The organism is Streptomyces sp. Root431 (genome assembly GCF_001426585.1).
Classification (GTDB): Bacteria; Actinomycetota; Actinomycetes; order Streptomycetales; family Streptomycetaceae; genus Streptomyces; species Streptomyces stackebrandtii.
Genome location: NZ_LMEI01000013.1, coordinates 634643 through 646761, shown reverse-complemented (window position 1 = coordinate 646761; position 12119 = coordinate 634643). Strand labels below are relative to the sequence as shown.

General features: G+C 71.8%; 12 protein-coding genes. 9 read left to right on the top strand and 3 right to left on the bottom strand.

The features are described 5' to 3' along the window. Window positions 1-158 precede the first annotated feature (158 nt). The 3 genes from ASC82_RS28375 to ASC82_RS28365 all read left to right on the top strand — a co-directional run bounded on the left by ASC82_RS28375 (window position 159) and on the right by ASC82_RS28365 (window position 2871). Window positions 159-989, top strand: a complete 831-nt coding sequence (locus ASC82_RS28375; protein WP_056653871.1) for a glycerophosphodiester phosphodiesterase — start codon at window positions 159-161, stop codon at window positions 987-989. Window positions 990-1070: 81 nt separating this feature from the next. Further along, window positions 1071-1673, top strand: a complete 603-nt coding sequence (locus tag ASC82_RS28370) for an ATP-binding protein (RefSeq protein WP_079039529.1) — start codon at window positions 1071-1073, stop codon at window positions 1671-1673. Window positions 1674-1893: 220 nt separating this feature from the next. Continuing rightward, entirely contained in the window at window positions 1894-2871 is a 978-nt protein-coding gene (locus ASC82_RS28365) for a DUF5926 family protein (protein WP_056653865.1), read from the top strand. Between the two features lie 220 nt (window positions 2872-3091). Here ASC82_RS28365 and ASC82_RS28360 read toward each other — a convergent pair whose 3' ends face one another. Both ASC82_RS28360 and ASC82_RS28355 read right to left on the bottom strand, forming a co-directional pair. Continuing rightward, a complete protein-coding gene (locus ASC82_RS28360) occupies window positions 3092-3796 on the bottom strand; it encodes a hypothetical protein (protein WP_242427810.1) in 705 nt (234 codons plus the stop codon). Between the two features lie 149 nt (window positions 3797-3945). After that, window positions 3946-4653, bottom strand: coding sequence for a bifunctional DNA primase/polymerase (locus tag ASC82_RS28355; RefSeq protein WP_056653859.1), 708 nt, complete (start codon window positions 4651-4653; stop codon window positions 3946-3948). Between the two features lie 654 nt (window positions 4654-5307). Here ASC82_RS28355 and ASC82_RS28350 point away from each other — a divergent pair. Together ASC82_RS28350 and ASC82_RS28345 are read left to right on the top strand one after the other, a co-directional pair. Beyond that, window positions 5308-6699: a PP2C family protein-serine/threonine phosphatase gene (locus tag ASC82_RS28350; protein ID WP_056653857.1), complete on the top strand. Its 1392-nt coding sequence runs from the start codon at window positions 5308-5310 to the stop codon at window positions 6697-6699. A gap of 237 nt (window positions 6700-6936) precedes the next feature. Beyond that, complete coding sequence (locus ASC82_RS28345) at window positions 6937-8400, top strand: aminopeptidase P family protein (RefSeq protein WP_056653854.1); 1464 nt, start codon at window positions 6937-6939, stop codon at window positions 8398-8400. 117 nt (window positions 8401-8517) lie between these two features. On the opposite strand, the gene ASC82_RS28340 is transcribed toward ASC82_RS28345, so the two are convergent. Then, window positions 8518-8994, bottom strand: a complete 477-nt coding sequence (locus ASC82_RS28340) for an ATP-binding protein (protein WP_056653852.1) — start codon at window positions 8992-8994, stop codon at window positions 8518-8520. A gap of 204 nt (window positions 8995-9198) precedes the next feature. On the opposite strand from ASC82_RS28340, the gene ASC82_RS28335 reads away from it, so the two are divergent. The 4 genes from ASC82_RS28335 (at window position 9199) to ASC82_RS28320 (ending at window position 12108) form a co-directional block, all read left to right on the top strand. Then, window positions 9199-9969, top strand: a complete 771-nt coding sequence (locus ASC82_RS28335; protein WP_056653849.1) for a hypothetical protein — start codon at window positions 9199-9201, stop codon at window positions 9967-9969. Between the two features lie 113 nt (window positions 9970-10082). Then, complete coding sequence (locus ASC82_RS28330) at window positions 10083-10883, top strand: YcnI family protein (RefSeq protein ID WP_056653847.1); 801 nt, start codon at window positions 10083-10085, stop codon at window positions 10881-10883. Window positions 10884-10930: 47 nt separating this feature from the next. Next, a complete protein-coding gene (locus ASC82_RS28325) occupies window positions 10931-11659 on the top strand; it encodes an SCO family protein (protein ID WP_079039527.1) in 729 nt (242 codons plus the stop codon). After that, window positions 11656-12108 carry a copper chaperone PCu(A)C gene (locus ASC82_RS28320; RefSeq protein ID WP_056653845.1) on the top strand — a complete coding sequence of 151 codons (453 nt, stop codon included), beginning with the start codon at window positions 11656-11658 and terminating at the stop codon, window positions 12106-12108. The genes ASC82_RS28325 and ASC82_RS28320 overlap by 4 nt, the downstream gene beginning before the upstream one ends. Window positions 12109-12119 lie beyond the last annotated feature (11 nt).

Sequence of the window (12119 nt, the reverse complement as noted above, 5' to 3'; positions counted from 1 at the left end):
TGGTCATGCCTGGCTCAGGGTGTTGTCACCAGCTTTTCCCACCGGGCGTCAGGCCGCTGTAAGGCGGAGCTGTGCATCCGCTCCCCATCCTTTATATACGGACAGAACGGACAGATTCCGGTGTGCTCGCCCCACCCCGCCAATGGCACCATGACGCCGTGACTCACGCACGGCAGCACCCGAACAGCGCACCCGTCCAGGTCGTCGCCCACCGCGGAGCCTCCGAGGACGCCCCGGAACACACCCTGGCCGCCTATGTGAAGGCCATCGAGGACGGCGCCGACGCCCTGGAGTGCGACGTCCGACTCACCGCCGACGGCCACCTCGTCTGCGTCCACGACCGACGCGTCAACCGTACGTCCAACGGTCGCGGCGCCGTCTCCGCCCTCGAGCTCGCCGACCTCGCCGCCCTCGACTTCGGCGTCTGGAAGGAGCGGGAGGAGCGGGACGACGCCTCGGAGAGCCCCGACTGGGGAGACCCCGAGTACACCTCCGTCCTCACCCTGGAGCGCCTCCTGGAGCTCGTCTCCGACGCCGGGCGCCGGGTCGAGCTGGCCATCGAGACCAAGCACCCCACCCGCTGGGCGGGCCAGGTCGAGGATCGGCTCCTCCAGCTCCTGAAGCGGTTCGGGCTCGACGCCCCCGCCTCCCGCGACGACTCTCCCGTACGGGTCATGAGCTTCTCGGCCCGGTCCCTCCACCGGATCGCCGCCGCCTCGCCGACCCTGCCGACCGTCTCCCTGACGCAGTTCGTCACCCCGCGGCTGCGCGACGGGCGCCTCCCCGCGGGCGCGCGCGTGGCGGGCCCCTCGATCCGGATCGTCCGCCACCACCCCGCCGTGATCCTGCGGCTCCAGAAGGCCGGGCACCAGGTCCACGTGTGGACGGTGGACGAGCCCGAGGACGTCGAGCTCTGCGTACGCCTGGGCGTGGACGCGATCATCACGAACCGTCCGAAGCAGGTGCTCTCCCAGCTGGGCCGCGGCTGAACTCCTGCCCCATTCGTCACACCCTCCCCAGGGCTTACGGGGAGTGCACCGGCGCGTTCAGCGCGTACGCGATCGTCACGAGTGCCACACGCCACGTGCATTGGCCGGTTTCCGGTCCAGTCCAGTGGGGCATCCACACGGTGGCGTGGGGCAAAGGAGGTCTCGGGGGTGGCGTTGGTGGTGGCACAGGAGGTGCCCACGTCGTCGAGCATGGCCGTACCCCATGGCCCTGCGGGCGTGGGTGAGGCGCGACACCGGATGCGGGACGAGCTGTACCGCAGCGGGGTGTCCGAATCGGTCGTCGACGACGCGGTACTGATCCTTTCGGAGCTGCTCAGCAATGCCTGTCGCTACGGCAGGCCGCTGGGACGGGCGGAACGGGGCGAGGGCGATGTCCGGGCGGCCTGGCGGGTCGACCAGGCGGGTGGTCTGCGGGTCGAGGTGACGGACGGCGGTGGTCCCACGAGGCCCGTCCCGTCCACACCCTCGGTCACGGCACGCGGCGGACGCGGGCTGAACATCATCAGCGCGCTCGCCCAGGACTGGGGCGTACGGGACAGCGCGACCGGCGAGGTCACGGTCTGGGTCGTGGTCACCGAGGGACACCGCCGCGAGGACTTCGCGGCGCGCGTCGGCGGTGGCTCGGGCTTCGACTTCCTCGACACGTACGACGATCTGGACTGAAAGACGGACCGGACGGGCGGGCGGACGTGCGGACGTGCGCAGTGGAAGGACGGTCCGGACTGACGGACTGTCCGGATGGACGGACCGGACGAGCGGTCCGGACCGATGTGCCTCGGGCGGGGCCGCGCCCCGCCTGAGGGGCGGGGGTGCCCGGTGCGGCTAGGCTCGCGCCCGATACAGCACGCACACAGCACCGCCGCGATCGGGAGAAAGCCACACCATGGCCAAGAAGCGCCCCCAGACGAAGGCCGGCAAGGCCGGCCAGGCACAGGTCACGAGCGGGGAGATCCCGGTCGTCGGCGCGCGCGAGCCCTGCCCCTGCGGCTCGGGCCGCCGCTACAAGGCCTGTCACGGCCGGTCCGCCTCGCACGCCGTGACCGAGCTCGTCCAGCGCCCCTTCGAGGGCCTGCCCGGCGAGTGCGACTGGGTCGCGCTCCGCGAGCTCGTCCCCGCCGCCACCGTGCCGCTCACCCTGAAGGGCGGGCTGCCCGAGGGCGTGCCGTCCGTGACGCTCGCGACCGTGCTGCCGATGGCGTGGCCGGCGCTGCGCCGCGACGACGGCTCCGTCCTCCTCGCCCTGCAGAACGACTCCTCCTCCGGCGACCTCGCGCGCGACCTCTCCGACACCCTCCAGCGTGCGCTGGAGACCGAGCCGGGCACCCCGGTGCCCCCGCGCCGCGTGCCGGCCGAGGGCCCGCGCCTCCAGGAGCTGCTCGACGCGGACGCGCCGTTCGCCCCGGAGGTCCACACGGGCTTCGAGTTCTGGATCCCGGCCTCCGCGGACGGTGCCGACCCCGAGGTCGCCGCCTCCCTGGAGCGGGCCAACGCCGCCGCGATCCCGACGGTCAGGCTGACCGGCGTCGACTCCGCGTACTGGTGCGAGACCCCGGACAAGAACCACCTGCGCTGGGTCATGCCGCACCCGGAGGAGAAGCTCCTCGACGCGCTCGCCCGGCTCCAGGCCGGCGAGGGCACGTCCCTCGGCGCGGACACCCGCCTCGTCGGCTCCTTCCGCGCCCACGGCCTGATGGTGCCGGTGTGGGACCTGCCGACCTCCATGACCGCCGAGGAGTGCGAGAAGCCGGCCGCCGAGTTCGCCGAGCGGCTCGCCGAGGCGCTCGCCTCTGACGCCCCGCTGACGGCCGAGGAGCGTCGCGCGCGCGGCGGCCTCACGAACCGTCAGGTGACTCTCAGCTGATACCCCAGGTGGTATCGGTGACTGACAGACCGACCAGTCGGTGACTTCCGCCACAACCCGGTCTGCGGGCGGGTAAATCCCTGTCCGAATAACCGAGATCGAATTTGCGAACAGCAGATCTCTTGTTACCGTTCTGGAAGCCCGGTCGCTGGTGCATCCCCCGTCGCCAGCGATCGGGCGTTTCCATGCCCGCCCCAGGCCGCGCCGGGGCGTTCGGCACTCAACTTCCTTCGGTCTCCGCCGTGTTGTTGCCCGACCGCAGCAGCAGCGGAGTGCTGTCCCCTTCGCCGGTACCCGCGAATTCCGCTACCGCCGTATACGCCGTGGCCTTGTCCTGACCGCGTTCCCTGGGCGTTTCACAGGTTCCCGGTTCATCCTGTGCCGCGACCGGACAACGCACTTGTACGGTCCGCCCGCCGGGCGCCATCAGGGTCAGAAACGCGTCGAGTTCCTGACCCGTCGCGTTCCGGTAGTACGTACGCGCCCAGGTGTCGGGGCCTTCGACCAGGACGCAGGTCTGTGCCTCGATCCCCTCGGGAGAGGCGAGTTCCGGCCCACACTTCGTGATCCGCTCCGGGGCCTCGAAGGAGGGCCCGGAAGCGGAAGGGGAAGAGGAAGAGGAGGGGGGAGCGGAGACGGCAGCGGGCGCCGGACCAGCGCCGGTATCCGAGCCCGCGTCAGAGCCGCCGCCGGGAGTCTCCGCCGTACGCGATCCGCGGCCGAGCCCCAGGCCCGACAGCAGGTCCCCGTCCTCGCCCCCGTCCCCGTTGCCTGGCTTCGCGTCGCCCTGACCGGCAGGCCGTACGGGATCACCCATCTGCCCCGTCGGACCCGCCACCGCGACGATCGGCAGCAGCACGGCGATCGTGACGGCCGCTCCGAGTCCGATCATGCGGAGTTTCGCCGGGCTCATCACCGGACTCATGCGACCCACCTGCTCTTTCGCCCGGGATCTTCGACGCGTGGGGCGAACATATCGGCGGCCGGCGGGCGCCCGGTCGGCCGCGCGCCCGTTTCCCCTGCAAGTCGGGCCAGGACACACCCGTTCGGGTGAACGCCCCGGGCGATCAGCCGTCAGTACGTGAGCCGGCTTCCGCCGCCCGGTGTGCTCGTGCTCGCCTCGACCAGGGCGTCCACGACGGCCTCCACGTCCGGCAGCCACGGCCGGGCCGAGCCCGCGAGCGGTGCCCGCTCCCACCGCACCTGCCCGTTCCCGGCGACCGAGGGCGGCAGCAATAGATAGCCACCCTCACTGTGGAACCGCAGCGAACTGGGCACGCTGTCCTTCGCGTACAGCAGCTCGCCCAGCCGTTCGAGGCCGTACGGGGCGACGAGGATCGACCATCGCGTCGGCGTCGCCACCACGGGGCCGAGCCGCATGCCCATCGCGTCGAGCGCGGCCAGCGCCCGTGCTCCCGCCACCGCGGGCAGGCTCACCGCGCAGGGCGCGCCGCCGCCCGTGGCGAGGACCACCGGGGCCTCCGGGCGCCTGGTCCACCACCAGCGGATCATCCGCTCGTCGGTCGTGGCCGCGAGGAGCCCGGGGTCGTACGGGTGCGCGCCGGGGACGGCGCACTCGGGGTCGGGGCAGGCGCAGGCCGGCCCGGCGGCCGTGCGGGTCGTCGCCGACAGGCCGACGCCGGGCAGGACGGGCCAGTCCCACTCGACCGCGAAGGTGAGTGCCGCGTCGAGCCGGGCCGTCCTCACCTCGCGCCGGAGCCGGAGCCTGCGTCGCCTGCCTCGCCTCACAAGGGGTCCCAGGATTCCGAGGATCTCGCGCATGAGCGCTCGTTCCTTTCCGTTGAACGCCGAATCCACATCACACCATGTGCAGATCTCTTCACCGTGCGTATCAGCGCGTACAAGGTCGGTGGTGCGCCGCCCCGCGCCGAAGCGGGGGTCGACGGGCCAGGTATGAACCGGTTGTGCCAGGTCGAGCCGGGGGAGGAACCGGTGGAGCAGGTCAGAACCAGGTGGAGCCAGGTCGGAACCAGGTCGAGCCAGGTCGATCCGTATCGGTGCCAGATCCAAGCCGGGTCAGAACACGTTCCCCGCCACTGGGGGACGGGCCGAGGCCTGCGGCACGTAAGACGCCGGGGTTCCGCGGCACGTTCCGGGGCAGCTCCAACTGCCCCTGCCTGTCATCGAGTACGTACCCAGCACGCTCGGAATGACGCGCTTTCAAACGACGCCAGTCGACCGCAAAAGGTGCACACCGGGGGCAATTTTCGGCCAACTTCCCGCGTACTTCAACCCTTGCGTCCAAGCTCACGGACACCACAAGTCCCATGGGGACAATGCTGGACATCGCTCCTCCAGTGCGTGTACATGTGGATGCATCGAGCGGCGCAGAATGACATGGGGGTTTGCGATGCTATGGCGTCAAACGCACCGGTCGGAAAGCCGACTGACATGAGCGCCCCACACATGCCGAAAGTGGCCGGAATCGATTCCACGGTTCCCCACCCCCCGCACACTACGGCGCCCCTTTCCGGGGTCCCCGCGGCGGCGACGCCCGCCGACGCGGCCCTCCCGCCCGGCGCGCTGATCCAGGACCGGCTGGCCGGCTGGGTCTCCGACCTCACCACCCTCCACGAACTCACCGAGCGCCTCATCAGGACCTCGTCCCTCGACGAGGCCCTCCCCGAGGTGCTCGGCGCAGGTGCCGCCCTCGTCGGCGCCCGCCGGGGCATGGCCGTCCTCGAACCCGCCGACGGCCTCGGCCCCGCCACCACCATCGGCCTCGGGCTCGCCCACGCCGAGCTCGGCACGATCGAGACCGTCCCGCGCGGCGCCACCAGCTACGGCCGCCTCCTCGACGGCCTCCCCGATCCCGCCGACCCGGCCCGCGTCCCCGATCCGATCGCCATCCCCGACGTCCGTACGGAGGAGGGCCTCGACCCGCGCCACCGCGAGGTCGCCGCCCGCCTCGGCTACGCCGCGAGCTACGCCCTCCCCCTCGCCACCGAGGACGCCGGCCGGCTGGGCGCGGCCGTCTGGCTCTACGACGAGCCCGCCGAGCCCTCCGAACGCCAGCGCCACCTCATCGGGCTCTACGGCCGCTTCGCCACCGAGCACCTCGCCCGTCTCCTCCAGGTCGAGCGTGCCCGCGCCCAGGTCGCCACCATCGCCGAGGAGCTGCTCCCCAGCCGCCTCCCCCGCGTCCCCGGCGTCCAGCTCGCCGCCCGCCACCGCACCGGCCCCCGGGGCGGCGGCGACTGGTACGACGCGCTGCCGCTGCCGGAGGGCGCCCTCGGGCTCGCCGTCGGCTCCGTCTCCGGGACCGGGCCGAGCGCGCTGGCCGCCATGGGCCGGCTGCGCGCCTCCCTCCGGGCGTACGCGGTGATGGAGGGCGAGGATCCCGTCGCCGTCCTCTCCGACCTGGAGCTCCTGCTCCGGCTCACCGAGCCGGCGCGCTCGGCGACCGCGCTCTTCGCGTACGCCGAGCCCGCGCAGCGCCGGATCGTCCTGGCCGGGGCCGGGCACGCCCCGCCGCTGATCATCGGCGACCACCGCACCGAGTTCGTCGAGACCTCGCTCTCGGCTCCGCTCGGGATGCTCTCCTGCTGGGAGGCGCCGAGCGTCGAGCTGTCTCCCGCGCCGGGAGAAACGGTGCTTCTCTACACGGACGGGCTGCTCCGCCGTACCGGCGACGCCATGGACCGGGCCTTCGCGCGGCTCCACGCGGCCGCTTCGAGCGTCCCGAGGGCGGACCGGGGCGACCCGGGCGCGATCGCCGACCACGTCCTGCGGACCCTGCTGCCGGAGGGCCTCGACACCGCCGACGACGAGGAGGACGTGGTCCTGCTCGCCGCACGCTTCGAGTGAGCTCATCCCGGGCTGATCCAGGCTGATCCAGGCTGATCCAGGCGGTTCCGGGCTGTTTCCGAGCGGGTTCCGGGCGGGGTTCCGGGCTGCTTCCGGGCTCCTTCGCGTGAGCTCCGCGAGACGCCCGCGCGTGAGCGGAACGTGACGCTCCGGTAATAGGCCTTCCGGCCCTGGGCCCCCTTCCGTACGACCGTACGATGGTGGGGGTTCAGTGTCGTACCAAGAGGAGGCAGACCCGTGGCCGAGGAGCTCACGCCGGAGACCCCGGAAGAGACGACCGAAGAGCAGGCGATCAAGCAGCGGAAGAACGGCCTGTACCCGGGCGTGTCCGACGAGCTCGCCGAGAACATGAAGTCCGGCTGGGCCGACACCGAGCTGCGCGACCTGGCGCCCATCGCGCAGGCCGAGAAGACGGCCGCGCGCCGCGCCGCGCTGTCCGCCCGCTTCCCGGGCGAGCGCCTGGTGATCCCCGCCGGGAACCTGAAGACCCGGTCGAACGACACCGAGTACAGCTTCCGCGCCTCGACCGAGTACGCGTACCTCACCGGCGACCAGACGCAGGACGGCGTCCTCGTCCTGGAGCCGGGGAAGAACGGCCACCAGGCCACGATCTACCTGCTGCCGCGCTCCGACCGCGAGAACGGCGAGTTCTGGCTCGACGGCCAGGGCGAGCTGTGGGTCGGCCGCCGCCACTCCCTCACCGAGGCCGAGCAGCTCCTCGGCGTCCCCGCGAAGGACGTCCGCGAGCTGGCCGCGCAGCTGAAGGAGGCCACCGGCCCCGTCCGCGCCGTCCGCGGCCACGACGCCGGCATCGAGACGGCCCTGACCGACAAGGTCACCGCCGAGCGCGACGAGGAACTGCGCGTCTACCTCTCCGAGGCCCGCCTCATCAAGGACGACTTCGAGGTCGCCGAGCTGAAGAAGGCCTGCGACGCCACCGCCCGCGGCTTCGAGGACGTCGTGAAGGTCCTCGACAAGGCCGAGGCCACCAGCGAGCGCTACATCGAGGGCACGTTCTTCCTGCGCGCCCGCGTCGAGGGCAACGACATCGGCTACGGCTCCATCTGCGCCGCCGGCCCGCACGCCACCACCCTCCACTGGGTGCGCAACGACGGCGACGTCCGCTCCGGCGACCTGCTGCTGCTCGACGCCGGCGTCGAGACCAACGAGCTCTACACCGCGGACATCACCCGCACCCTGCCGATCAACGGCCGGTACACCGACCTCCAGCGCAAGATCTACGACGCCGTGTACGAGGCGCAGGAGGCCGGCATCGCCGCGGTGAAGCCCGGCGCCGCCTACCGCGACTTCCACGACGCCGCCCAGCGCGTCCTCGCCGAGAAGCTCGTCGAGTGGGGCCTCGTCGAGGGCCCGGTCGAGCGCGTCCTGGAGCTCGGCCTCCAGCGCCGCTGGACCCTGCACGGCACCGGTCACATGCTCGGCATGGACGTCCACGACTGCGCCGCCGCGCGCACCGAGGCGTACGTCGACACGACCCTCGCGCCGGGCATGTGCCTGACCGTCGAGCCGGGTCTGTACTTCCAGGCCGACGACCTGACCGTGCCGGAGGAGTACCGCGGCATCGGCGTCCGGATCGAGGACGACATCCTCGTCACCGAGGACGGCAACGTGAACCTCTCGGACGCGCTGCCGCGCCGCTCCGAAGAGGTCGAGGCGTGGATGGCCGGCCTCAAGGGCTGATCCGAACAGCCGAGCTCCGCCTTCGCGCGGACGAATTCGCGCGTACGTTGGAGACGAAGGGCCCCCGCCGACCGACCGGCGGGGGCCCTTCCCCGTACGCGCCCGTCTCTCCCGGGCTCAGACCATCAGGAGGGACGGGCCGTCCTTCCACTTCAGGATCTTGTCGAAGCTGACGACCGCGCCGCCCCTGCCCGAGCGGTTGCCGAACTGCACGTGGTCGGCGAGCTCCTCGATCAGGCGCAGCCCCCGGCCGTGCTCGGCGTCGTCCGAGGGGGCCGTCGGCGCCGACGCCGTCTCGGCACCGGGGAGGCCTGGGCCCGCGCCGGGGAAGCCCGGGCCCGAGTCCGCCACCTCGATGCGGCAGGTCTCGCCGTCCAGGTACGCCGTCACCCGGTACGCCCTGCCCGTCCCGCCGGCGTCGCCGTCACCGCCGTGCTCGACCGCGTTCGCGCAGGCCTCCGTCAGCGCGACCGACAGGTCGTACGACACGTCGGGATCGACCCCCGCCGTCTCCATCGTGCCCAGCAGAAGCCGGCGGGCCAGCGGCACGCTCGCGGCCTCGCGCCGCAGATGGAGTGACCACCAGATGCTCATGCTCCAGCCTCCCGGCAGCGGCTCGACATACCGATACCTATTGCCGGACGGAACCCTTCGTAAGCCCCCGAAGGCGACAAGAGCGCTCGTTCGGCGGATGCACCGCGCCGGTACGCCGGTGTATGTCACCCCGAAGACGCCCAAGAACGACCTTACGGACCTGCCTCATGGCGGCCCTGTGCCTGGTGCGATGATGGGCCCGCCATGACTGCCCCCGCGCTCGCTCCACGGCTGCTGAGGGCCGCGGTGTTCACCGCGGTCTGCGTCGTGCTGTCCGCGCTGGGACACGCCCTCGCCGCCTGTGCGGGCATCGCCCTGTGGACCCTCCTCGCCGGCTTCCTCGGCGTCTTCGGGATCACCGTCCTCCTCGCCGGGCGCGAGCGTTCGCTCGCCTTCGTCGTGGGCGCCCTCGCGGGCGGGCAGCTCGGCCTGCACACCCTCTTCACCCTGGGACAGCGCCCTCTCGCGCTGAGCCCCACGGCCGACGAGGCCCTCGTGCGGCTGGCCGCCAAGCTGGTCTGCGGAGCGGGCACCGGGGCCATCAGCCCCGCCGACGCCGCCAGGATCGTCGGCGACGCCGGGCTCGCCCCGGCCACCGCCCACGGCCACATGGGGCACGTGGCGGCCCCGTCCGACGGGCTCCTGCCCGGCCTTCCCATGCTCCTCGGCCACCTGCTCGCCGCCCTCGCGGCGGGCTGGCTGCTGCGCCGCGGCGACCGGGCCCTGGTCCGGCTCGTCCAGCTCTCCGAGCAGGGCGCGACGGAGCTCGCCGAGTGCACCCTCGTGCGCTCGCTGCGGGCCGCGCTCCGCCTCGTACGGAGCCTGCTCGCCGGACTGCCCGCGGCCCCGCACGCGGAATCGCGGCGGCCCACCCGTACGGCCTTCGACTCCTCGCCGCCTCCGGTCTTCGAGGCGCTCGAGAACACGGTGATCAGGCGCGGCCCTCCGGCCGCCGACTGCGTCCTCGCAGCCTGACGCGGACCGCTCATCAGGAGTGGGCCGCGTACGTCCGCACGCCTGAGCAGGGGTTCCGCCCCTCGGCGCGCCGGATCCCCGTCGTCCTCCTCCGAGCCGGAGTGTCTTCTGCCATGAACGTCTCCCGTCGTTCCGCCTCCTCCCGCGTCTCCGCCACGCGTGTCGCCCTCGCCGGTGGCATCGCGCTCTCCTCCGTCGTGCTGCTGTCCGGCACGGCCTTCGCGCACGTCAGCGTGCAGCCGCAGGGCGAGGCCGCCAAGGGCGGCTACGCGACCGTCAACATCAAGGTCCCGAACGAGCGCGACAACGCCTCCACCGTGAAGCTGGAGGTCAACTTCCCGCTCGACCACCCGCTGGCCTCCGTCATGCCGCAGCCCATCCCCGGCTGGAAGGCCGAGGTGACGAAGAGCAAGCTCAGCAAGCCCCTGGAGCTGCACGGCAAGAAGATCAACGAGGCCGTCTCCAAGGTCACCTGGACCGCCGACGGCTCGAAGATCGGCCCCGGCCAGTTCCAGCAGTTCCCGCTCTCCCTCGGCCAGCTGCCCGAGGACACGGACCAGCTCGTGCTCAAGGCCATCCAGACGTACGACAACAAGGAGATCGTGCGCTGGATCGAGGAGCCGAAGGAGGGCGCGGACGAGCCGCAGAACCCGGCTCCCGTCCTGAAGCTCTCCGCCGCGAGCGGTGACCACCACGGCGGCGGCGCCACCGCCACCACCGCGCCCTCCGCCTCGGCCTCCGAGGACGCGAAGGCCGGGCACGACGACAAGGCCGGCGCCCACGAGGAGAAGGCGGCCACCGCCTCTTCCTCGTCCTCCGACACCACGGCCCGGATCCTCGGCGTCATCGGCATCCTCGTCGGCATCGCCGGTGTCGCCTTCGGCGTCCTCGCCGGCCGCCGCCGCTCGGCCTGACGGCCCCGGAGCCAGACCTCTCTCACCCGACGAGTTCGGAAAGAAGCATGTCCGCAGAGAAGACACCCACCCCTGATTTCGAGAGTGCCGCCGCCCGGCCCGGGCGGCGCACCCCGCTGATCGTCGCCGCGGTCGCGATCGTGGCCGCCCTGGGCATCACAGCCGCCGTCCTCGGCGGCAACGAAGACAAGCCCTCCGGCACGGGCTCCAGCTCCATCGCCGAGGTCTCCGGCGGCAGCGACTCCACCAAGGCCGCCACCGTCCTCGACCGGCCGTTCACCAAGCCCTCGCTCGTCCTCACCGACACCAAGGGCGAGAAGTACGACCTGCGCGAGCGGACCAAGGGCAAGCCGACGCTCATCTACTTCGGCTACACGCACTGCCCCGACGTCTGCCCCATGACGATGAGCAACATCGCCATCGCCAAGAAGCAGCTCCCCAAGGCCGACCAGGACAGGCTCCAGGTCGTCTTCGTCACCACCGACCCCGAGCGGGACACCTCCGCCGAGCTCGCCAAGTGGCTGCCCGCCGCGGGCGACCCCTCCTTCACCGGTCTCACCGGCGAGTTCTCCACCATCCAGGCGGGGGCCCGCTCGATCGGCATCGGCATCGACCCGCCGAAGAAGGAGAACGGCAACGTCGTCTCCATGCACGGCGCCCAGGTGATCGCCTTCTCGCCCACCACCGACCAGGGCTACGTCCTGTACGGCGAGGACACGACCGTCGAGGACTACACCAAGGACCTGCCGAAGCTCATCAAGGGGGAGAACCCGTGAACCGCCGCACCACCGCCCTGTCCGCCGCCGTGGCCCTCGCCGCCTCGCTCGCGCTGACCGGGTGCTCGTCCGACAGTGACAAGCCCGAGCTGAAGGTCAGCGGCGCGTTCATGCCGCAGCCGGTGATGGACATGGCCGGCGGCTTCCTCACCGTCACCAACGACGGCGGCGCGGCGGACAAGCTCACTTCCGTCACCAGCTCCCTCTCGGACGACGTCACGATCCACGAGACGAAGAACCAGAAGATGGTGGAGGTGAAGTCCTTCGACATCCCCGCCAACGGGGAGCTGAAGCTCGAACGCGGTGGCAACCACATCATGTTCATGGAGCTGAAGAAGAAGCCCAAGCAGGGTGAGAAGGTCAGCATCGAGCTCCACTTCGAGAAGTCCGACCCCATCAAGGTCGAGGTTCCCGTCGAGGCCGCCAACCACAACCCGCAGCAGCACTGAGCTCGTTGACG

Excerpts from the sequence above, each read along its gene's own strand:
- ASC82_RS28325 (WP_079039527.1), top strand. The coding sequence starts at position 10,931 with ATGTCCGCAGAGAAGACACCCACCCCTGATTTCGAGAGTGCCGCCGCC.
- ASC82_RS28365 (WP_056653865.1), top strand. The coding sequence starts at position 1,894 with ATGGCCAAGAAGCGCCCCCAGACGAAGGCCGGCAAGGCCGGCCAGGCA.
- ASC82_RS28330 (WP_056653847.1), top strand. The coding sequence starts at position 10,083 with ATGAACGTCTCCCGTCGTTCCGCCTCCTCCCGCGTCTCCGCCACGCGT.
- ASC82_RS28335 (WP_056653849.1), top strand. The coding sequence starts at position 9,199 with ATGACTGCCCCCGCGCTCGCTCCACGGCTGCTGAGGGCCGCGGTGTTC.
- ASC82_RS28360 (WP_242427810.1), bottom strand. The coding sequence starts at position 3,796 with ATGAGTCCGGTGATGAGCCCGGCGAAACTCCGCATGATCGGACTCGGA.
- ASC82_RS28355 (WP_056653859.1), bottom strand. The coding sequence starts at position 4,653 with ATGCGCGAGATCCTCGGAATCCTGGGACCCCTTGTGAGGCGAGGCAGG.
- ASC82_RS28340 (WP_056653852.1), bottom strand. The coding sequence starts at position 8,994 with ATGAGCATCTGGTGGTCACTCCATCTGCGGCGCGAGGCCGCGAGCGTG.